The following is a 22,936-nucleotide window of genomic DNA, read 5'->3' on the forward strand; positions in this document are numbered from 1 at the left end:
CATGAAAACAAACGATCCTTCGGCCTACGGCCCGGCAAAAGAACACTACGCGACTTTGGGCGTCGATACGGAGCGCGCCTTGGAAGTTCTGGCCGCGACGCCGATCTCCCTTCACTGCTGGCAAGGGGATGATGTGGGAGGATTTGAAAAACCCGGCGCCGAGCTATCGGGCGGCGGGATCCAAGCCACGGGGAATTATCCCGGCAAGGCCCGCAGCATCGCGGAACTGCGGAGCGACCTGGACAAAGCGCTCTCGCTGATTCCCGGCACCCACCGGCTCAATCTCCACTCCTGCTACGCGGACCTCGACGGGAAAAAAATCGACCGCAACGCCTACACGGCGGCGGAATTCCAGTCGTGGATCGATTGGTGCAAGGAGCGCAGCATGGGCATGGACTTCAACCCGAGCTTTTTCTCGCATCCCCTCGCCTCGGACGGACTCACGCTCAGCCACCCCGACGCCGGCATCCGCCGGTTCTGGGTCGAGCACGGCATCGCCTGCCGCAAGATCGGCGCAGAAATCGGCCGCCAGCTCGGCAGCCCGGCGGTGACCAACGTGTGGATCCCGGACGGATCGAAGGACATCCCCTACGACCGCAAATCCCCGCGGGAGCGGCTGGCGGAGTCTTTGGACACCGTCTTCGCGGCGCCGGTGGACCGCGCCCACAACCTCGATGCGGTGGAGAGCAAATTGTTCGGCATCGGCTCGGAATCCTACGTGGTGGGGAGCCACGAGTTCTATCTCGCCTACGCGGTGAAGCACCAGCTCCTATACTGCCTCGATGCGGGGCATTTCCATCCCACGGAAAATCTGGCGGACAAAATTTCCTCCGTCCTGCAGTTCGTGCCGCGACTGTTGCTGCATGTGAGTCGCGGCGTGCGCTGGGACAGCGACCATGTGGTGATTTTCGACGACGCGACCCGCGGCATCATGGAGGAACTCGTGCGCGGAGATTTCCTGCCCCGCACGCACATCGGTCTGGACTTTTTCGACGCCAGCATCAACCGCGTGGCGGCTTGGGTGCTGGGAACGCGCTCGTCTTTGAAGGCCCTGCTGGCCGCTCTCCTCGAGCCGGCAGCCATGCTCCGCGATGCGGAGCAATCGGGAGACTTCACGGCGCGCCTGGCGTTGATGGAAGAATCGAAAACGCTGCCTCTCGGCGCGGTTTGGGAGGAACACTGCCGCCGGCAAAACACGCCCGGCGACCGCGCGTGGATGGCCGAGGTGAAAGCCTACGAGGCCGCGGTGCTCTCCAAGCGCTGACCGCATCGCGAGACATGCCCTGAACCGGACAAGCCCGGAGACGTCCGGCCATGCATTCCCCCGCCACGCCCCCCGAGCCGTCACCGGCGGCGCCCGTGCATCCCGCGGCGCGCGCCCCGCGGGTGCCCCTCTCCCGCAAACTGCTTTGGGGATCGGGCGGAGCCGCGGACAACATCCTCTACAACGGGATGAACAGTCTGGTGCTGCCGATTTTCAACATCGGTCTGGGCGTGGATGCGGTGAAACTCGGCTTCGCCCTCGGGTTGCCGCGCATCCTGGACGCCGTCATCGATCCCGTGATCGGCAATTTCTCGGACAATCTGCGGACCCGGTGGGGCAGGCGCCGTCCGCTCATCTTCGGCGGCGTGGTGATGGCGTCGCTCCTGCTCGGGATTCTTTTCAGCCCGCCGCGGTTCCTCGGCCCCGAAGGTTTGGTCTGGTGGTTCTTCGCGGTGTGCTCGCTCTTTTACGTGGCCTACGCGATCTTTGTCATACCCTACTCGGCGCAGGGACTGGAACTGACCGACGATCCGGACGATCGCACGCGGGTGCTGGCTTGGCGCCCCTACCTGGGGCTGGCGGTCGGGCTGGCGATCCCCTGGCTTTACAAACTGTGCCTGTTCATCGGGCCGAACGAAGCGGAGGGAGCGCGCGTGGTCGGCTGGATCATGGCCTTGGCCGCGCTGGTGACGGGATTGATCCCCGCCATTTTCGTGGCGGAACCGCCGGCCCACGCCAAAGCCACGCCGATGCCGCTTTTTCACTCGCTGGCCCTGACATTCCGCAACCGTGCGTTTCTTGCGCTCACCGGCAGCACCCTTTGCGTGCTCTTGGGCATGGTTCTGGCCGGCCCGCTGGGCCTTTATGTTTCGCTATACCATGTCTTCGGCGGAGACAAACAGGCGGCCGCGGTGGTGGGCGGTCTGGCGGGAACGCTCCTGCTCGGGTCGGGCTTCCTGGGCATGCCGTTTGCCGCGTGGTTCTCGGCGCTGATCGGCAAGCGCGATGCCGTGCTTTGGCTGCTGGTGATGGCTCTGGCCTTCACTTGCACGACGTGGTGGCTTTTCACCCCGTCCTATCCGTGGCTCTTGGTGATCCCGTCGTTTTTTATCGGGTTCGCGCTCAATGGAGCTTTTCTGGTCGGGGTGTCGATGCTCGGCGATATCTGCGATGCCGACGAAGTCGAGACCGGACACCGGCGCGAGGGCGTTTACAGTTCGTCGTTCGAATTCGGCAAAAAAGTCGCCATTGCCCTCTCGACCCTGCTCAGCGGCTACGTCCTCGCGGCCACGGGATTTGATCCCGAACTGCCCGAGCAATCCTCCGGAACGCTGCTGGCTCTGCGGGCCGGATATATTGCCGTCATCGGTCTCTCTCTCGTCGTGTCTGCCGCATGCATTTATTTTTACCCCAAGACACTCAAGCGACCGGGGGCTCCGCCAGAAAACCCGGCTCGATAAATCCAAGGCCTTATGAGGGCTGGCTTGTCCCGATATTTGCCCGGTTGATTTCTCTCCTCAGCTATCTAAAATGTAGTTGGCGCAATGAAATCGGCATTGTTCTCCTCCCCTAGACGATTCTCCCTCCGGGTCCGTTCGGTGCCGGTGATTTTGTTGGCGGTCCTTCTGGCCAGCCTGCAGTCCGCGTCCGCGCTGGAAACAGTGATGCAGGATGATTTCGGCCTGCCCAACGGGTCGCAGGTGGACCCGGCCAAGTGGACGGTGAACTCCCCGGGTATTTACATGATCATCGCGGGAAGCGGCTGGAACTGCCTGCAGGGTTCCCTCACGGCTAATGCCGCCGAGGCCTACGCAGAGGTCGCCGGGTTTTCGGGCAAGGATTTCATCGTCGAGTTCGACCTGAACCGGTTTCCTTTTACCGGGAATTATTTCGATTTGGTTCTGCGTCAGAACACAAACGGGAATACGCGCGTTCGCTTCGCAGCCAATGCAGCCAACAAGGAAATCAGCGTAGCCATCATGGAACCGGGATCGGAGTCCGTCTCCACGAATCTGGGCACGACCAGTTTCAATTTGGGGCAGTATGATTGGGTGTCGTTCCGGGTGCGGATCAACGATTCGCGTGTGCAGGTGTTTACCAAGCGCCCTTGGGAACCCGAGTTCACCTTACTCGGCCAATACGCGCCGGCCACCCCGACCTACATCAATTCGGGTGCGGGCACTGTGCGTCTGCTTCTTCCGCAGAGCGCTTTTACGAACTACGTCAACATCGACTCGTTCAAGGTGCGGCAGGCCGACTCCGGGAAGAAGGTTTTCGCCGACTTCCACGGATACCGCTACACGCGCGAAAACGACGGCCAGTTGGGCAACTGGAAGCAAGAGGCCCGAAGCCCGGAGGCGCCCAACCACATCGCCAACTACAACGCCGACCTTGTGGACGACAACGGCAACAACCAATTGGCCGGCCCGGGAAATCCCGCCGTGGGCATGCAGTCCTACAACGATCCGGACTACGCCGAGTATCATGTGCTGACCGCGAAGATGGCTGGCATCGACGGCTTTCTCCACGAATACGGGTGCCCCGCCGGCTTGACCGCTGACGACGTGCAACTCCTCCAGGCGACCAGCGAAAAGTATGGCATGGAGTTCGGCATCCACTGGCTGGATGCTTTTTATTACGGCGTCATCCAGACCGACGCGACTTACAAAGCATGGTGCACAGCCAACGGGAAAGACCCGAACTCGAATGCGTCGAAGTTTGCTTACATTCCGCAGCTTTTCCAGCAGCTGATCAACCGGGTCTATGACAAGACCAACGCGGCGACGATCGGCGGCAAACCGCTGATGCCGATTTTCCAGGGAAGCCCGTTGACCCCGTCCGATTTCGCGACCCTCAAAACCAATACTTACACCTACAAAAAAACAAACAACGTCCCGCATCCGTTTGTGATGCCGAGGCAGGCGCCGGTGGGATTGCTCGCGGCAGGAAACCCCAATGACCAGAAGTTCTGGAGCGATCCCTCCGGTTGGGAGACGCAAACCGACGGTTCGTTCGGCTGGAAGCCGGCGACCGAGAGGGCGACTAACTCGTTGATCTACCAAAAATGGGGCGACGAGCGCGACGCCACGGAATTCGCCCGCGCCCACGTGGAGGGAATGCTCAAAAATACCAACGACCGGGTGAACATGGCGGGGGTGATGCCCGGGTTCGACAACAAATACAATGCCGCATGGGGGCAGTGGATTGTCGAACTCTTGGACCGCAAAGGCGGCCTCACTTACAGCAACGTGTGGGAGCAGTATTTGCGCGACCGCGACGTGATCGATGCCGTGTTCATCCCGACCTGGAGCGACCACACCGAAGGCTCCGGCATCGAGCCGATGACCGATTACGGGGATCGCGAACTTCGCACCACCGCGAAGTATTCCGCGCAATTCAAGGGCCTCCCGGACCCGAGCGCTTCGCTCGACTTCACCCTGCCCAAGCAACTCTTCGAATTGCGCAAGATGGTGAAGTTTCTCGAAGCCGCCGGATACCCGGCCTCTCCGCTGAAAACGGAGAGCGACAAGCTGGATACGGCCGGCCAAGAAATCGCCGCTGCATCTGCTGCTTCTTACACCGCCGCCGCAAACAGGCTGGCGGCCGTGCGGGCGCAGTTGCAGGCGTGGAGAGACACGATTGTTTCGACCACCTACACGCACTCCTACTTCACAAATGTGGAGGCCGTCGTCTCGAACGGGGTAAACCAGAACATCGACATCCCCGAGGCAACGTCCAGTTCCGTGCGAGGCGCCCACTTCGACGGGGTCATCACCTTCGAGTATCTCGACAACAGCACCTTCGCTGCCAACAAAAACCTCTATCTTTTTGCCAATCCCTTTCCCGCCTCCACTGACAAGCCTGGTGAGTGGCGGGTCTGCCAGATGCAGTTGCGGCACGGCAATGGCGACGGGCAGTGGAAGACGGCGCGCGTGAAGCTGAACAAAAAGAACCTGCCGCTGACCGCCGGTGTGGACCTGTATTTCAGCGCCCTTGGCGGTGCCTCCAATGGCGGCACGGTGCGCAATGTCACCGTCTCCCTCACGACCTACGAATACAATCCGCCGACCGCTTCGGTGGCGTCAGGCAACTGGAATGCGCCCGCCACATGGAGCAAGGGCAAACCCTCCAGCGGGAGCCCTGCAGGAATCGTCCACACCGTCACGTTCCAAGACGGCGATGAATGGACCGGCGGCGCTTGGACCAAAGGTTTGCTCATCGGTTATGACTCTTGGGGAAGCAATTGGAGCCTCCCCGGCAGCGGTTCCGGCGTGCTCAACGTCACCGGCGGAAACCTGACCACCGGCTACCTCGGGCTGGGAGCCGGCCTCAACGGCGGGACGCAAACCGGCACACTGAACATCTCCGGCGGCGTGGTGACCGCCAATGACACTATGCTCATCGGTTGGTCCACGGCAGGCGGGTCGTCGGTCAATGTGAGCGGTGGCACTTTGAACCTCACCGGAAACGCCCCTGACTTTGTGGTCGGTCACGGTGGCACTGCGGCGATGAATGTCTCGGGCGGCACAGTCAACCTCGAGCGCTCGCTCAACTTGAAAAACAACTCGACCCTGCAAATCGGCGGCACGGGATTGTTCCGCATTGCCAATGGAGGATCCCTCTCCGCCACGTCGGGTTCCATCACCGTGGCCAACGGCGGGACACTGGAACTCGCCACCGGCGTATCGCTTGCAGCCTCGGCAACGCTCAACGGCGGCACGCTCAAATTTGCGGGTTCCTCGCCGGCAACCATTGCCAGCAACAACATCACGATCCTGCTCTCGAACTCGCCCACCATTCATACCGTCGGCGATTCGACCATTGCAGCCTTGCTCAGCGGTTCCGGAGGAATTTCGAGCGGCATCACCAAGACCGGCCCCGGAGCCCTTTTCATTGCGAACCCCGGCAACAACTACACCGGGCAGACCTCCATTATGGAGGGAACCTTGAGCATGTCGAACGCGGGACTGGCCGACGGAGCCGATGTGCGCATTGCCGCCGGGGCCACGCTCAACCTCACCCACAACGCAACGGACACCATCCGTCGTCTTTACATCAATGGCGTGCAACAACTCCCCGGCACTTGGGGCGGAGTCGGTTCCGGGGCGACAAATCAGTCGTCCGCCATTACCGGCACCGGACTACTTCAGGTGACCACCGGACCGGTGACCGGCACATGGAACGGGACGGCCTCCACATCCGACCTTCTCAATTCAAGCAACTGGGTAGGCAATGCCGTGCCCGCAAGCAGCACAAACACAACAACCGGTCGGCAGGATGTCCGATGGGATGGTTTGGTTCCCGGCCCGCTCAATCTCACTTTCGGATCAGCGTTCGGCGGCAATTTCGGCGTCGGTTTGGTGATGACGGCTGATCAGACCGGTGCTGTCACACTCGCCAACTCGGCCTCGACCAACAACATCCTTCGTCTCTTCTACAGCAGTAGCAGTAGCGCTACGAATGCGAGCATTCAGATCGCCAGCGGAGCGGGGGCGCTCACCATCGGTGCACCCGGGACAGGCAACCCGATCACGTTGTTTTTGGGCGAGGGTTCCACAATTCGTAACTATTACTTCGCCAACAACTCCACCAACACAGCGACGATCGAGCAAAACGTCATGATCACCAAGGGAGGCTCAGCCAACGCCACCTTGTATTTCAATGCGGGCAACTGGGACGTGAAGGGCGTTGTGAGTGACCTGGCTGCGGGATTACTGCGGGTAGACGCTGGCACAGTGACGCTGTCGGCAAGCAACACGTTCACGGGCGGCGTCAGGGTCGGGGCTGGCACGCTTGCCATCGGGAACAACAACGCGTTGGGATCTGGAGTCTTCAACATCGCCAACAGCGCAGCGACGATCAGGTCCGCAGACGCCACCGCACGAACGATCGCCAATGCCATGACGCTCGGAACGGACGCAACTTTTGGCAGCGCCGGCACCGGCAACCTGACCTTCACCGGTCCGGTCAATTGGGGCACGGGAGCCAAGAACGTAACCGTCACCAACGGCATCACCACAGAGTTTTCCGGCAGCGTGACCAACACTGGAGACCGGGTGAAACTCGGCACCGGCACCTTGCTGCTGTCGGGCGACAACTCCGCGTCCTCCTTCAATCTTTACGTCAACGAAGGCACGTTGGCCTTCACCTCGGCGAGCGCCTTAGGCAGCAGCACGAACGCCGTTCGTCTCGGTCAGACGACCACCAGCGGCGTGCTGAGATATACAGGGTCCGGCGACACCACCATCAGTCGTCTGATGCGGGTCGGCAATGGAACTAACACAACGTTCAACGGAAGCGCCACGATCCAGAACGACGGTTCGGGCACGCTTACTTTCAACAATGCGACGTTCAATGAGGCGGGGATCGCCGCTGTGGCTCGCACTCTCACCCTGCGTGGCACCAACACCGGAAACAATACGATCTCGGGCGCCATTGTGAACAACACCGGGGCGACGGTGGCCCTCATCAAGAGCGACACCGGGACATGGATTCTGTCCGGTAGCAACTCCTTCAGCGGCGGCGTGAACATCGATCTCGGAACCTTGGTTGTCGGCAACAGCAACGCCTTGGGCAGCGGCACCGTCAACCTGAGGGCGGATGCCACCAACGAGGTGGCTCGCCTGCGTTCGGATGGCACCGATCGAATCATCACCAACGCCATCACCTTCGGCGGGAATTCGACTGCCCAAGCGAACTACCTCGGCGGCATTGGCTCCGGCAAGCTCACGTTCAACGGCGGTGTCTTTTGGGGATCGAGTTCGAAGACCTACACCATCGACGGCTCCACCGTGGAGTTTGGCGGCGCTTGGACGGGCTCAAATGCCACGACAATCAACACCATCGACGGCACCGGGGTGGCGACGTCGCTTTTGATCCTGAGCGGGGACCGCGGCACCGCCGCCAAGGAGATCAATATTGGAAACGGTCTCACCGTGCGGGCCAACAACAACAACTCTTTCGGCAGCGACAATACCGAGCCGCTCGGCATTCTTGGCGGTGCCAACACCAGCGTGGTGGAGCTCGAGAACAACATCACCCTCGCCCGCACACTCACCGTGCAGGGCCGGGACGCGGCGAACGCGAATGTCGCGGTGCGCAACCTTGCGGGAAACAACTCCCTGGCGCTCGATGTTGCTGCCGGTGGCACCCGCTACAATATCGAATCGCAGGCCGGCATGCTGACCATCACCAACATCTCCGGGATAACCGGCGACTGCGATCTGTTCGTCACCGGTGCAGGCAATGTGACCCTGCCGAACTGGAACGGCCGCCGAGATCTCACCATGAACGGTGCCGGCACTCTCACCTTAAAGAGCACGTCCTCGCCCAGCGGCGACGTCTGGGTCAACTCCGGAAAACTCAACCTCGACCATACCGGAACCAGCACCATCCGCAGTCTCTACCTGAATGGCGCCAAGCAGGCGGCCGGCACATGGGGCGCCGTCGATTCCGGGGCGCAGCACGAGTCGTCCGCCATCACCGGAACAGGACGTCTCCTGGTGACCGAGGGCGGCAACAATTTCGGCGTTTGGGCCTCGGCTTCGGGCATCGACGGAGAGCCGCCCACCGGGGACTATGACAGCGATGGCATTCCGAACCTTGCGGAATATGCCCTCGGCCTCAATCCGACAGTCGCCGAGGGTGCTGCGGGGACTTTCAACGGTCGCAGAATCACCTACTCGAAGGGAGCCGCTGCCTCCGCCAACGGGGACGTCACATACTTTATCGAAACCCGCACCGACCTCGTGCAAGGGTCATGGACACAAGCCACTGAGGCAACGGATTCGGCAAGCGAGATCTCCTACGAACCTGACCCCAGCGTGGACCGCATTTTCGTGCGCCTGCGCGTTGTCCAAACCAACTAGAATCTATCCCGAAACCTCGCGTAGTGGCGCAGGCTCATGGCGGGGCAGTTGGCAAGGCGCGAGCAGGGAGCGATGCCTCTGCGCATCGTGACTGGCGAAGCAACGCCGCCAGACGCCCGGCCATGACCCTGCCCGGGGCTCGCAACTTCCACCTCGTCAGCGGACGGGCCCTCTGATAGCCTGACCGATCAAATCTGTGGTTTTCTTTCCAGCTGCATGAAAAATTCGTTCTGGTCTCACGCGTCGCCTGCGCCCGACTCCTACTCTTTGTTCCGCGGATCGTTTTGCTTGTCTGAACCCGGAGAAATCGAAATTCGCGCCGTCGGCTCGGCGTGGTATCAGGCTTGGCTTGACGGCACCCCGCTCCTCGAGGGCCCGCTGCGTTTCGCATTGGAACGGCCGGAATATCAAAGCGTCCGCATTTCGCTGGACGCCGGCCGGCACGTGCTCGCGTTTCACGCGCACCACACCGGGGTCGAGACCCGCATCCTCAAAGACACGCCGCCGTTCGTCTGGTGCGAGGTTTTGTCGGGCCGCCACCAAGTGCCGGTGGAATGGAAAAGCCGTTTGCTGGAGTCCCAGACTTCGCAAGTCCGCCGGATCAACCCCCAACTGGGTTGGGTGGAATGGCGCGATACCCGGAAGGAACCGGAAGGGTGGGAACGCTTGGAATTCGACGACGCCGATTGGGGCGCCCCCGTTCATGACGCTTCGCCGCTTCCCGAGCCGGTCGCTGCCGATTTGGATCCGGTGCAAACATTCCCGCACCGGCTGACCTGCCTGGCCGAAGGTCCGCTGGCCGCGACTTTCGGGTATGCCGCAGACGAGCCGGCCCATGCCTTTTTCGTCCGCGACCGCGTTTGTCGCGACCTCCCCGCCTCCGGCGTCTGGAGGCTTTATGACTTGGGCAGGGTGCGTCTCGGGAGGCCCGCTTTCAGTCTGGATCTTCCCGAGGGAACGATCGTCGAGTTCGCGCTGGCCGAATATCTGACCGACGGCCGGGTGAGTCCCTTCATCAATCTCTCCGCGGGCGCGTCCTGCAACGTCGACCGCTTTGTCGCGCGCGGCGGCAAGCAGACATTCGCGACGCTCACTCCCAAAGGCGGGAGATTTCTGGAAGTCCACATTTTGAATGCCCGGGAGGGCGCGGCCTTTCTCGAGGAGAAGTTTCTGGAACGCGGCTACCACGCGCCCAGCGAGGCGGATTTCCGGTGCGGCGACCCGTTGCTCGAAAAGATCTGGCACGTCGGCATCGAAACCTACCGCGCTTGCGCGGAGGATGCCCTCACGGACAATCCCACCCGCGAACGCGGCCAGTGGGTCGGCGATGTGGCATCGGTCGGGATGGAAATCGCCGCGTCGGGCTACCATGACCTGCGGCTTTGCAAGCGCGCCCTGATCCAATCGGCACTGTGCGCGCGCGAGGACGGTCTCGTCGCGGGTTTGTCCCCCGGCGGGTGCGGCTATCTCCCGACGTATGCATTCCAATGGGCCGTTGCGGTGATGAATCACCTGCGCCACACGGGTGACAAGGCCCTGCTTGCGGAACTGTGGGAACCGGCACTTCGCAACATGGCCGCCATCCGCGCTTTTTGGCGGAGCGACGGCCTTCACAATGTCGCCGGGTGGAACTTTGTGGATTGGGGCTACAAGGCCGAAGACGGACCTGTCGATACCGCCTGCAACCTCCACTATCTCTGGTCCCTTCGCAGCATGTCCGAATGGGCGAAAGCGTTGGGGAAGGACACCGCGACGTGGGATGATCCATCCCGCGAACTCGCCGAGCTGTTGAAAAAACGCATTGCGGCAAAGATGGCCGCCGGCGGATGGGATGCCGTCGGATATCATTGTTCCGCCCTGGCGATGCGGCTCGGGTTGATCGGGGACGAAGCCGGCTGTCTGGATTATCTCGCTGCGCACATCGACAACTGTTTCCCGAACGACTTGTCGGCGCCGCGGAACGACGATCCCGCCGGTTATACACGCCGGCTGATCACACCGTATTTCGCGCACTATGTGATGCCGCTATTCATCGATCGCGGGAGGATGGACTTCGTGCTCGGGCAGTTCCGCCGATGCTGGGGGGATTTCATGCTCGGCAACGGCCGCACGACATGGATCGAAGTCTTCGACACCCGTTGGAGCCACTGCCACCAGTGGGCCGGTTGCCCGACGTGGCTGCTCTCCCGATACGTTCTCGGCCTGCATCCGGCGTTCGGCGAGGAATCGGGGCTGTTCGATCTGCGTTTGGAACCGGGCTCGCTCCCGCAGGCGTCGGGACGCCTTCCTCATCCGCAAGGAGGCTGGATCGATGTATCCTGGCAACGCGGGAAGACCGGTCTCAGCTACAACCTCTCGACTCCGAATCCGATACGCGTCCGGGTCCGCGGCGAAGAGCCGTTCACGGTCAGCGACACCAAGTCGCTGGCGCTGTGAGCGGGACACGATCAACGGGATTCTCTTCACCCCCCGCCGCCTGAAGAGGCACAGCCTCCTTCTACTTGGAGCGCTCCAATGTCCAAGTCCGGTGCGGACCAAGCTCGATGCGGAGACGCTCGTATTCTGTGCGCAGCGCGTTGAGCTGACCGGCGGCATCCGGGTCGCCGGCCAGATTTTTCGTTTCGAGAGGATCGGCGGAGAGGTCAAAGAGCTGCTCGCCTTCGGGGCCGGGATTCTTGAAGTAGCGTATGTATTTCCAGTCCTTCGTGCGGAGCCCCTCGGACGGGACGATGTGGAGCACCGGGCTGTTGACATCATGCTCGTAAAGGTGCTCGCAGAAGAAAGAGTCACGCAGCGCCAAGGAAGGATCCGAAAGCAGGGGAACGAGGCTGATTCCCTGCATCTCCGCGGGCACGGGGACACCACCGAGCGCAAGCATGGTTGGCGCCAGATCGATGTTCAGGACCAAGGCATCCGAGGTTCTTCCGCGGTCTTCGGCCGGCTGACGGGGGTCGGCGATGATGAGTGGAACGCGGATCGATTCCTCGTAAAGCAGCCACTTTCCGAAGAATCCGTGCTCGCCGTGCAAGTGGCCGTTGTCGGAGGTCAAAATGACGACCGTATTGTCCCCGAGGCCGCGGCGCTCCAACTCGGCCACGATCTCGCCGACGGACCTGTCGAGTCCTTCGACCAAGCGGTGGTAATCACGAAGGTATTTTTGCGTTTTGCCGTTCATGGCGCGGTCATGGGCCATGGCCCAGCCGCGCGGACTTTCCAGGGAGTGGCGCAGAAACTCCGGCTGGCGGGCGGCTTCCCGGGGATTGGCAGTGGGGCCGAGTGGCATCCGGGCTCCCTCGAAACGCCGCGCAAATTCTTTGGCATAGCCGTCGAACGGCCCGTGGGGCGCCTTGAAGCTGATCGAAAGGTTGAACGGTTTGCCTGCGGCGCGCTGGTCCAAAAACTGCCGCACTTTTGCGGGGATCACCCCGGTTTCCAAATGCACGGGATCTTTGAGCAAGGGATGCGGACCTCCATCGAGGACGCCTTCTGACCTGCGGACCTCCGGAGGACAGGTGCAAGCGATGTGGCCGCGCGCGGCATTTCCGTCGTGCGTGACGTAGTCGCATCCGCGTTCGTGCCAGTAGATCGTCTGGTCCGCATCCCCGGCCCAGAAATCGAACGTCCGCGCCGCTTCGTCGAGAGCACTTGCGCTGCCCGCATCGACCCCCCACTTGCCGATAAAGCCGGTGAAGTATCCGGACTCCCGGAGGAGAGCCGGATACGTTTGACGAAGGTCCGGCAGGGCGGTCTGGAAGTCGTTCACGCCGTGGCGCCTTGCGTATTGGCCCGAAAGGATGCTGGCGCGGCTGACCGAGCAGATCGGCGTGGTGACGAAGGAGTTGTTGAACACCAAGCCGCGCTTGGCCAGCGCGTCGAGATTCGGTGTTTTCACCAGCGGGTGCCCCTCGAACCCCATGGCCCCCACCCGCAAATCATCCGCCAGCAGGAAAACGATGTTCGGGCGGGCAGGAACATCATGCCGCGGGGATGCGGCCATCGCATGGGCAAGAGCCCCGGGAAATGCGGCCGATGCCACGGCCATCCAAGCCGCGACTTTCACGGTTGGGAGGCACCCGGGCTTGGAGCGGCGGATGTCTGCGTGCGGAAATGGTATTGGAACCGCCGGTTGGGAGCCGTGTCCCCGCCCTTTTCAAGATCGAGGATGTGGTCGTGACCGGCCGGGTTGTCCGCCCACTTGAAATAGAAATCCAAGGGCTCGGGAAACAATGATCGCGGAAGAGCCACCTCGAGAAAATTCCCGCGCACGGCACCCTGCGCCACCGAACCGGAAGGAACCCACTTGGAGCCGTCCCACTTGAGGACCGGCCTGGTGAAGCGCACCAGCCCGCCCTCTTCTTTGATATCCGCCGCAGGACCGAGCATGAGGTCGAACCCGCTCCAACCGGTGGAAAAATTCCGGTCGGTGTTGAGGAAAAGCTCCATCCATCCCGGATCAGACGGCGGTGTCATAGAGTCCGCGGTCGTGGCGGCAAAGACGACTGTTTTCCCATCGCGGGCGACTTTGGAGGAGAGGATGTCATTGCGCCCCATCGTGTGCGTGTAGGTTCCGATTCTCCCCCAGCCCGGATGGTTGCGGTGCGTGGTATCTCCCCGGGAATCGAGAAACTCCGGCGTCACGTTCGTCCAGGCGGCCGGATCGGCTTTCACGGGTATGGACACCTCCGGCCCGGCGGCCTCCACTTCCCTCGCCCCCTTGAACTTGCGGATCCCCGCCACAAGCTGGTGATAGAGATTGTCGCCTTGGGGCGTTTTGTCGGGCTCGATGTCGCGGTTGAATTCGGTGGAGTAACAATCGACAAAAAGAGGATCACCTTCCTGTAGCCGCTTGCCGGCGAGCATCTGACCCTGTTTTGCCGAGAGCCTCTGGGCTACCCATTCGTTCCAGCCAGTGACCATGAGGAACTGGGGATCCACTTCCAGCGCCCGCTGGAGCTGCTCGGCGAAGAACAGCCCTTCGTAGGGAGTTTCCGTCCCCGGGCGCGGCTGCTTTCCTTTGTGGTAGCTGCGGCCCTCGGTGCGGGTCGGGTGCCCGGCGGCCGAGGCCGCCATCGCCTCCGGCACCGACGGATCGGTGTCCCACCCGAAGCCCTGGGGATAAATATCGATCCACGGCCAAGCATGGCGCCCGTCCCCGAACCATCCCTGCTTCCGGCTCCAAGCCCATGACTTGCGCAAGGTGAAGGCCTGGTTGAGGTCCGGGTCGTCGATCAACTTGTCATCCACGAGCAGGAGAGGCTTGTCCTGCCACTTGAACCACAGATCCTCGTGAAGCGCGGGCTCATACAACTCTCTCACCAGTTTCTTGACCGACTTGGAAGTGGCCGCAACCCCGGCCATGAACGCGATCTGCGGCGTCTTCTCCCCTTGATCCCGCATCTCTTGCATGATGCGGAGGATGTTCATGTAGACATCGCGGTAAGTGAACCCGTTCGTTGCGTCCATGATGAGGACATCGACCCCCGCATCCACCAGCGAGCGGATGTGCCGACGAATCACCCATTCATCATCGCTCAAGTAGTAGCCGTTCTCGGATTCCCCCCAATGGTGGAAAGCACCGGACGGCCCGAGTTCCTCGGGGTTGCCCCCGCGCTCGGCCCACTCGGTCAGATTGTATGGCCCTTTTTCTTTTTCGGGGTCGGGAACAATGACGCCTTGGCCGTCATCTTGCGGATTGTAAACGTTGTCATAATCATGCGGACCGTGCCAGAGGAAATAAAAGATCCCGACGGTTTTGTCAGGCTGGGGCGGACGCGCTTCCGCCGGCGTGGGCAGTGCGCGACCCGCTTCGTCGACGGCGACCCATGTGTCGCTTTTCAAATCGCGCAAATCCGTTCCGGCAGAAACCGGCCGCGGCTGAAAAAGGCCGGTGAATAGAAGCAGACAAAGCAGGCCCGCCGCGGTCCGGAGCCGCGGGCGCAGGCAACTGTGTTGATGATGGGGATTGGTCATGAGAGGAAATTTTCCAAGTAAATCGTAAAACTTTGCATTTTATCCCACAGCTTTGCGGGGTGGCGAGAGCAGCCTTGGTGCCTGAAAAGATTTTTCCGGGGACTCCTCGAGCATCCTTTGTGTCGGACCGCAGGTCGGGGAAAACGTGGTTGATCTGGCGCGGATCATCGCTCGATCGAGAGAGCGCCTGCCCGCGATCAAGCCCCGGGAACCGGCACCAAGGCCGGTTGCGTGGCATCTTCGATCACGACCAAGCCCCAAGGACCAAGCGGGGGTATGGCAACGCGGTGGTCGTCGGTTTGTTCCAGAACCCGGCTATCCACCAGCGTCTGGTAATCACCCGCCTGCTGCGCCTGCGTATGCGCGGCGGCGTCATAGGGCTTCGGTGTCCGCAGGCTGATGCGCACCGGGCGTCCCGGGAAGAGCCTTGCCGGATCGACGAATAGTCGGGCCGGCGTTGCTTGGCCCCACTCGACCAGATGCACAACGACGGGCGCGGCCGGATCCCCGGGCTTGGCGCGCAGGAAGGCGCTGAGTTTGCCGCTGCCACCTTCGACCCGCACAGGCTCTTCGTTGCCATAGCGGGTTTCCTTCAAGTCATAGCCGCCCACGGCAGCATCCGCGTAGCCATCGAGATAGCCTGCATTGGCACGCACGAACCCGCTCAAGTCCGCCAGATGCTCGGGTTCGATGAATACCCTCTTCGCGTTGCGGTCTTTGAGCACGTCGATGTTGAATTGATCCCAAGGCAGCACGAAGAGACTGCCCGTGGCATAGCACCCCGCCAAGGCGAGGCGGAACATCTCCACGGGTTGCTGCTCCATCCCGCTGACGACGATGAGTCTGCCCTGCTCGCGTGCCTCGCGGCCGAGCCTGAGCAAATAAGAAGGGCTGTGACGATTGAAGTGGGTCTCGGTGATGCGATAGTCGAAGCATTCCCTGAAAGAATGCATTCCGGCGTCGCCGGTTCCGAAATCGCCGAAGCTCATGGTGATCTTGCCACCCGCGTATTGCTCGATCTGCTCGCGCGCCCACCGGTAAAACTCCAGCAACTCCTCCCCGGAGATGGGGTCGCGTTTGTCACGCCATTGCCTTACTCCGAATTCCGGGTCGTCGCGCTGCAGGCTTGTTGCGCCGTTATCGATCCATTGCTTGGCCTTCTGCAGGTATTCTTTGCGGTAGCCGGGATTGGACGGATCGGCCCACCAACGGCTGCTGCTCTTTACCTTCAAGGGCCGGCCGTCACGGTCGCGCAAGGCGTAATCCGGATTGGGAGTGTTGCCGTTAAGCGTGCCCTGAAAGCCCCAACCCTGGTTCTTCACCGCCCCGATGAAATCGCTTTTGTTGATATTCGACCAGAGACCCCGGGTGATGTGGTAGGCGTTGCCGGTGTCGATAATGCGCTGCGCGGTGACATCACCTCGGATGGCAAGCAGCCTCATGCACACATCGCTGAGCCGGAGCGAACCGGGCGGGAACGCGTCCGGTCGGGCTATCTGGCAAAACAAACCGGCGGCGGATGACCCGGACGCCTCTGCCCCCGTAGGCCGCGCGCGACTGGCATCGTCCGCGGCCAACAACGAGGCGGACAAAAAAAAGGCGAGACCGAGCAATTGGAGCGCGAGACTGTGACGATGAGCAGCGGTCATGCGGGCGCCACTCCGGCGAAAAATCGGGTCAGTTTCCACGAGATGTTCCCTCCCATTTCACGGTGGCCGTCTGCCGGATGTCGCGCGACGAGGAGGCCGCCTCGATCACAAACTCGTCGGCATCGCTCGTCCATTTTTTCGTCTCCGGGTCCCAGTAGGAAAACGCGTCGGGCCCGAGGTCGAAGGTCACCGTCTTGGTCTCGCCCGCTTTGAGCGCGATTTTGTCAAACGCTCTCAACTCATGCACCGGGCGGGGTATCTTCGGATTTTTTTGCGCGACATAGATCTGCACCACCTCCGCAGCGTCCCTGCCGCCCGAGTTGGTCACCTTGAGCGACACCTTGCAGGATTCACCGCTGCAAACGGCCGTCATGTCCGAATAATCGAACTTGGTGTAGCTGAGCCCGTGACCGAAGGCGAATTGCTGGTCGGCTTTCATGGTGTCGAAATACCGGTAGCCCAGCATGAGCCCCTCGTCGAAATAGATGTTGTCCTCGTCCTGCCTGCCCAGCTTGTAGGCCGGCGAGTCTTCGAGCATCTTCGGCCAACTGAGTGTCAGTTTGCCGGAAGGAACAACCTTCCCGAACAAAATGTTCGCCATCGCCGTGCCGCCGAGAGTGCCGGGATACAGCATGTCCAGCACGGAGGGAACGCTGTCGAGCCACGGAAGTTCCATCGGGGAGCCGTGATAAAGAACGACGGCGGTTTTCGGATTGATGGCCGCGATCTGTTTGATGAGGTCGGCCTGGCCGCGCGGGAACTTCATGTCCGTCCGGTCGCGTCCCTCGCTGTCTCCGCTGTGATCCCCGCCTCCGACAAAAATGACCGCATCGGCCGCCTCGAATGTCTTGCGGTGGGGATCGAGGGTTCTGGCGACCTCATCCTCAGCGGCCGGCAGGGCCCATTCCAGGCGGATGGATGGCTGGTCTTTCGCCCAGTAATTCATCTCCGCGATATTTTTCCGGCCCCAGACCGTTTGCTCGACCCATACGGCAACTGGATATTCCTTGCCGGCTTCGAAACTGAGGGTTGCCGTGCTGCGCTGGGGAGTGCCCTGCTCCATGTTGCGGGTGGCAGGCCCTCCCTTTTCTCCCACCTTCAAAAGGGCAGGACCGTCGGAAATAAGCTGCAGCACATATTGGCCGGTCACGGGCGGGATGAGTGTGCCCTGAAAAACCGCGCGGTAATCGATGTCCTTGAACTCCGGCGAAGGGGGGGCGTCCCAAAGCCGCATGTTGACGCCCTTCACCGGCCTGCGGATGTTTTTCACGCCGGTCGGCGTGTCACTCAGCTCATCGAAGGTGACAGCCAGAGCCTTCCATGCGGAGGATGGAATAAGTTCAAACGCCGCGTTCCCGGAGAGCGGGACAACTTCCAATTTGTCGCCCAGGATTTCCCGCAGACCCATGAGCGGAGTGACTTCCTTGAACGCCTGCGCCCCGGAGCTGCCTCCAAGACCGTCCATGCAGAAAAACTTGTCGAGGTTTGGCCCCGTGGCCACGACCTTGTTTATTTTCGAGAGGTCCAGCGGCAGGAAGTTTTTGTCGTTCTTGAGAAGGATCGCGCCCTCTTCCGCGGCGCGCAGAGCGACGCTCCGGTGCTCGGGCTTGTTGAGCGCCGCATCCTGGTCCGGATCACGGCCGTCGAGCAATCCGCTGAGCGCGTAAACACGGAGCACCCGCCGCACCTTGTCATCCACCACCGACTCGGGGACTTCGCCTTTCTTGACGGCGTTGACCAGCGGCTGCCCGAATTTCAGCACATCAAAGTCCCCGCCGGGCATGTCCACATCCAGCCCGGCGAGCGCCGCCTTGACCGTCGTTCTGGAGTGGCACCAATCGGTCATCACAAGTCCTTCAAATCCCCACTCGCCCTTGAGCGTGTCATTGAGAAGAAACTTGCTGTCGCTGCACAAATCCCCGTTCACCCCGTTGGCCGCGGTCATCACCGACCACGGTTTGCCCTCCTTGACGGCAATCTCGAAACTTTTGAGGTAAAGTTCCCGCAGTGTGCGCTCGTCCGCCCAGCTCATATACTCGTTGCGATTGAACTCCCTGCCGTTTGCCGCATAGTGCTTCGCGCAGCCGCCGACAAACTCGCTCTGAAGCCCGCGGATCTGCGCCGCAGCCATCTTTCCACTCAGGAGCGGATCATCGCTGAAGTATTCGAAAAAGCGCCCGCCGAGCACATCGCGGGTCAGATTGAAGGCCGGCCCTAGGGAAATAGTGAGCCCGGTCGCCCGCGCTTCGTTCCCGATCACCGCGCCCACTTCTTCCACGAGCGATGGGTTCCAGGTCGCCGCCAGCCCAAGGCCGCTCGGCATAACGGTGACCACCCGTGATCCGGCGCCGCGCGGGCCATCCAATACGCCGAACGGCTTGAGCCCGAGACGCTCGACTCCGCCCATCAATTGCATCCGGTGCGGACTGAGCACCAGCCCGCGACCGGTGCAGATCATGGCCTTCTCTTCAAGCGTCAGTTGCTTGATAATTTCTTCGATGCGTTCGTTCGCCGGACGCGAAGTGCCTGCCCAAGCAGGCCGATCAGCGGCGTGCAAAACCGCCGCACCGGCACAGACGACAACCGACAAACAGAAGATTTTGGCGCCTGCGATTGAATCCGGAAAACGCGAAAACAATGAAGACGGCCGGAAGGGAATCATTAGCGGAGCACTATGGTGTAAGATGATGAAATTGCACGAAAATCAAGGCTTATGGCGGATGCTTGCATGACATTCGGATGGTTCGCCGCGAGCCGTTTTGGAAGGACCATCGGTGTCCGGATGCCGGACGGGACCCCCGCGCGTCAAAGAAGATTGTCTTTCGCACCTTGTCTGGTGAGTGTGATCACCCGCCGCACAGGACACCCCTGACGCACGACAAAGCAACCACGATGTCCGACCTGCCATGAACTCGCGCCCGTTCAGCATTATGACAATCGCGACAACGGCATTTTTGCTCGCTGCAACGCCGCTTTTGTCCGCGGCGGAGAAGCCCAGAAATGTGGTCGTTATTCTCGCCGACGACATGGCCAACACCATGGGCTGCGTCGGCACTCCGGCGTTGGAGACACCCGCGTTGGACCAACTTTCCCGCGAGGGCACGATGTTCACACGTGCATTTTCGGCGGCTTCGGTCTGCGCTCCAAGCCGGGCGGCCCTCCTCACCGGGATGTATCCGCACAGCAACGGACTTTGGCAAAACACGCAGGATGGCGGGATCGAATTTCCCCATGCCTCCGAAAAGCCGGCGAAGCCCGTGCGGGTGCGGGCCGCCATCCTTGAAGACATCCCCACACTCAACGAACTCCTGCGCGAGCACGGTTACTTCACGGCAATCAGCCAGAAGGGGCACATCCAGCCCGCTTGGAAATTCCCGTTTGACCGCGGGTTTGACTACCACAACAAGCCGGAGGAATACAGGCGGTTGGCCGGCGAGGTGAAAGCTGCGGCCGACGGCAAGCCGTTTTTTATTCTGGCCAACATCAGCGCTCCGCACCGGCCATACAAGGTCCACTTCGGAGCAAACGGGATGCCGCACGAAGGCCCGCAGAAAATCAACCGCTCGGACATCCAACTGCCATCGTGGCTGCCCGACACACCGGTCGTGCGCGACGACTTCGCCCAATATCTCGAGGCCACGGAACTCACAGACCAATGCGTCGCCGCAGTGCTGGAAGGACTGAAAGAAAGCGGCGCAGCGGGCGAGACGCTCGTGATTTTTACTTCGGACAACGGGATGCCCTACCACCGGGCAAAAGGCGCAGGCTACATCGCCAGCCTGCACATGCCTCTGATCATCGACGGCCCGGGCGTGCGGGCCGGCCAAGTCGTGAGCGCCCCGGTCTCTCTCGTCGATCTGGCTCCAACGATCCTGGCCTCCGCCGGGATCCCGGCTCCTCCGACGATGCAAGGGCGTTCGCTTTGGCCGCTGCTCGACGGGTCCCAATCCTCATTCCCGGACCGTGCGACCATCCTCGCGCCGAACTCCGAGCACGGCCTCTCGCGGGCCGTCACCGACGGCAACCTCTACTATATCCGGAACTACGAAAAACCCCGTGGAACAATCGAACGTCCCCCGCTGAACAGCGATGTCGGCAACGGCAAAGGCTGGGGCAATCGCGCCTATGACGAAACCATCGCCGCCGAGGGAACCGCGGCCCGCGAAATCCTCCTCGACTTCATCGAAGGCCGAATTCCGGACGAAGAACTGTTCAGCATCGAGGATGACCCCGGCTGCATGAAAAACCTTCTTCCCGATCCCGCCTATGCCGCCAAACTCGCGGAACTGCGGAAAGCCGAGAGCGAATGGGCAAAGATCACCGACGACCGCACGTCCCGGAAAGAGCTGGAGGAAAAATTCCCGAAACCGTTCGGGAAACTGAAGAAAGATTCCGAAGGAAAAGAGTGACCACGCGCGGCCGTCAGGCCTGCAACTGCTTGAGGATGTTGCGCACGATGGACTCGACCTGCCCGCGGTCGGGCGCGGGCATGGCGCGGCCGCAGGCTTGGGCGGCCTCGGGAAAGCCGCACTCGGCGAGCACGCACGCGATGCGGGCGCGGATGTCGGCCATTTTTTCCAGTTCACCCGGCGAGAGCGGAAAGCGGGCGCGACCGGGGTGGAATCCGCGAAGTTCGTAGCCGGCGCGGAAGCCCTCGGGGAAGTTCGGGGCGTTGACCATGAGGGAGAACAGGTCGAGGAGCTTGAACTGCACGCGCTTGGCTTCGGTCCAATCGCCCGCGAGCGCCGAGGCGTAAAGCCGCATGATCACCTCGGGCACCACGCCGGCGCTCGAGAGCGTGCCGCCGTCGCCACCCATGAAAAGGCTCGCGCAAAGGAGCTCCTCCCACCCGATGAGGCAGGCGAAGTCGGGGCGCTGCGGTTTGATTTCGTGCAGCAATTGCTGGAAGCGCGGCATGTCGCGGCTGGTATCCTTGGTGCCGATGATCCGCGGACAATCGAGAGCCAGCCGCTTGAGCACAGGCACGCTGATTTCGTTGGCGAAGGCGGGGATGTTGTAGATGACGATGTCGATGGGCGACTTGGCGGCGAGTTCGCGGAAGTAAGTTTCGATGCTCTCCTGCGTGAGCTTGTAGTAATACGGACCGGTGATGGACACAGCACGGCAGCCCAGGTCCGCGCAGTGGCGGCACATGTCGAGAACGAGATCGACGTTGGGCTCGGCCGCTCCCGCGAGAATCGGCCGGCCACCCGCCTCCTCTGCAACGATGGACACAACCCGCTTGCGCTCCTCGTAACTCAGGCGGATGAACTCGCCCATGCTGCCGTTGGGATAAAATCCGGTGACTCCTTTGCCGCCAAGCCACCGGATGATGCGGCGCAGCTCGTCCTCGTTGATCGTGCCGTCGGGACCGTAGGGGACGATGTTGGGGACGAAGATGCCGGTCAAAGTGTCTGAGTTTCGCATGAAGAGGCTGGGTTCAGGGTTTCAGGAATTCGACCGCATGTCCGAACATTCTTAGCCGATCGGGCGCATGAAAATCAAAGCCGGTCTGCGGCATCGCGGAGTTTGTAGATGCGTGCGGCATTTTCCAAGAGGATCGCCGAGCGGTCGGCTTCCGGAAGACCGGCCAAAAGCTCGCGCGTGATGTCGCACCATGCCGGCAGCCCCGAACCGAGGTTGACGACCGGCCAGTCCCCTCCCCACACCAAGCGCGAGGGACCGAAGGCTTCCAGCATCGTGTCGATGTAGGGGCGCAGATGGGCGGCATTGCGCTGGTGCGCGGCGGCATAGGCGGTGAGGCCGGAAATTTTGCCGTTCACGTTGGACAGGGCGGCGAAATCGCGGATCGCGGACACCCATTGACGGAAACCTTCGCCGCGGGGCGCGTCGTTGCCGGCGATGTCCGGCACGCCGCAATGATCAAGGATGAACGTCGTTGAGGGACACGCCCGCGCCAGTTCAGCGGCCAGGCCGAGCTGCCGCTGCAGGACGCAGAGGTCGAAGGTCAATCCGCGCGCGCCGAGGCGGGCGACGTTTTCCCGGAAAAGCGCCGAGCGCGAAAGTTCATCCGGCTGCGTGTGGAGAACCCGCCGGATGCCGGCGAGTTTCGGGCTCGCGATCTTGTCGAGATAATCCCCGAAGCCGTCGTGCTCCGGGCGCCCCGACGCGACGACGCCGAGGATCGCGTTGCCCGCATCCCCGGCAAGCTCGCAGAAAAACCG

At 61.8% G+C, this 22,936-nt stretch carries 11 protein-coding genes; 5 read left to right on the top strand and 6 right to left on the bottom strand.

What is annotated here, in order from left to right; all coding sequences use genetic code 11:
* Position 1: 1 nt before the first annotated feature.
* The 4 genes from FGM15_11515 to FGM15_11530 all read left to right on the top strand — a co-directional run bounded on the left by FGM15_11515 (position 2) and on the right by FGM15_11530 (position 11,568).
* Positions 2-1,264 carry an L-rhamnose isomerase gene (locus tag FGM15_11515; protein ID MBU3666486.1) on the top strand — a complete coding sequence of 421 codons (1,263 nt, stop codon included), beginning with the start codon at positions 2-4 and terminating at the stop codon, positions 1,262-1,264.
* Positions 1,265-1,314: 50 nt separating this feature from the next.
* On the top strand, positions 1,315-2,724 hold the full coding sequence (locus tag FGM15_11520; GenBank protein MBU3666487.1) for a hypothetical protein: 1,410 nt from the start codon (positions 1,315-1,317) through the stop codon (positions 2,722-2,724).
* Positions 2,725-2,808: 84 nt separating this feature from the next.
* The gene (locus FGM15_11525; protein ID MBU3666488.1) at positions 2,809-9,132 is read left to right on the top strand and encodes a hypothetical protein; all 6,324 of its coding nucleotides are present in this window, start codon (positions 2,809-2,811) and stop codon (positions 9,130-9,132) included.
* A 216-nt stretch (positions 9,133-9,348) separates the two neighbouring features.
* A complete protein-coding gene (locus FGM15_11530; protein ID MBU3666489.1) occupies positions 9,349-11,568 on the top strand; it encodes a hypothetical protein in 2,220 nt (739 codons plus the stop codon).
* Between the two features lie 61 nt (positions 11,569-11,629).
* Here the strand turns inward: FGM15_11530 and FGM15_11535 are convergent, their stop codons facing one another.
* The 4 genes from FGM15_11535 to FGM15_11550 all read right to left on the bottom strand — a co-directional run bounded on the left by FGM15_11535 (position 11,630) and on the right by FGM15_11550 (position 19,413).
* Positions 11,630-13,192: a sulfatase gene (locus tag FGM15_11535; protein ID MBU3666490.1), complete on the bottom strand. Its 1,563-nt coding sequence runs from the start codon at positions 13,190-13,192 to the stop codon at positions 11,630-11,632.
* Positions 13,189-15,102, bottom strand: a complete 1,914-nt coding sequence (locus tag FGM15_11540; protein MBU3666491.1) for a hypothetical protein — start codon at positions 15,100-15,102, stop codon at positions 13,189-13,191. The genes FGM15_11535 and FGM15_11540 overlap by 4 nt, the downstream gene beginning before the upstream one ends.
* A 197-nt stretch (positions 15,103-15,299) precedes the next feature.
* Positions 15,300-16,544: a hypothetical protein gene (locus tag FGM15_11545; GenBank protein MBU3666492.1), complete on the bottom strand. Its 1,245-nt coding sequence runs from the start codon at positions 16,542-16,544 to the stop codon at positions 15,300-15,302.
* A gap of 235 nt (positions 16,545-16,779) precedes the next feature.
* Entirely contained in the window at positions 16,780-19,413 is a 2,634-nt protein-coding gene (locus FGM15_11550; protein ID MBU3666493.1) for a hypothetical protein, read from the bottom strand.
* A 244-nt stretch (positions 19,414-19,657) separates the two neighbouring features.
* Between FGM15_11550 and FGM15_11555 the strand changes: the two genes are divergently transcribed.
* Complete coding sequence (locus FGM15_11555; protein MBU3666494.1) at positions 19,658-21,160, top strand: sulfatase; 1,503 nt, start codon at positions 19,658-19,660, stop codon at positions 21,158-21,160.
* Between the two features lie 13 nt (positions 21,161-21,173).
* Here FGM15_11555 and FGM15_11560 read toward each other — a convergent pair whose 3' ends face one another.
* Positions 21,174-22,178 carry a dihydrodipicolinate synthase family protein gene (locus tag FGM15_11560; protein ID MBU3666495.1) on the bottom strand — a complete coding sequence of 335 codons (1,005 nt, stop codon included), beginning with the start codon at positions 22,176-22,178 and terminating at the stop codon, positions 21,174-21,176.
* Positions 22,179-22,252: 74 nt separating this feature from the next.
* Positions 22,253-22,936: amidohydrolase (locus FGM15_11565; GenBank protein MBU3666496.1), on the bottom strand; the 684-nt coding region annotated here is incomplete at its 5' end.

It is taken from the genome of Chthoniobacterales bacterium (genome assembly GCA_018883245.1).
Lineage (GTDB): Bacteria > Verrucomicrobiota > Verrucomicrobiia > Chthoniobacterales > JACTMZ01 > JACTMZ01.

Bases quoted from the DNA above. Each gene is read 5' to 3' on its own strand.
- FGM15_11515 (MBU3666486.1), top strand. From the start codon at position 2: ATGAAAACAAACGATCCTTCGGCCTACGGCCCGGCAAAAGAACACTAC.
- FGM15_11520 (MBU3666487.1), top strand. From the start codon at position 1,315: ATGCATTCCCCCGCCACGCCCCCCGAGCCGTCACCGGCGGCGCCCGTG.
- FGM15_11525 (MBU3666488.1), top strand. From the start codon at position 2,809: ATGAAATCGGCATTGTTCTCCTCCCCTAGACGATTCTCCCTCCGGGTC.
- FGM15_11530 (MBU3666489.1), top strand. From the start codon at position 9,349: ATGAAAAATTCGTTCTGGTCTCACGCGTCGCCTGCGCCCGACTCCTAC.
- FGM15_11540 (MBU3666491.1), bottom strand. From the start codon at position 15,102: ATGACCAATCCCCATCATCAACACAGTTGCCTGCGCCCGCGGCTCCGG.
- FGM15_11545 (MBU3666492.1), bottom strand. From the start codon at position 16,544: ATGAGGCTGCTTGCCATCCGAGGTGATGTCACCGCGCAGCGCATTATC.
- FGM15_11550 (MBU3666493.1), bottom strand. From the start codon at position 19,413: ATGATTCCCTTCCGGCCGTCTTCATTGTTTTCGCGTTTTCCGGATTCA.
- FGM15_11555 (MBU3666494.1), top strand. From the start codon at position 19,658: ATGAACTCGCGCCCGTTCAGCATTATGACAATCGCGACAACGGCATTT.
- FGM15_11560 (MBU3666495.1), bottom strand. From the start codon at position 22,178: ATGCGAAACTCAGACACTTTGACCGGCATCTTCGTCCCCAACATCGTC.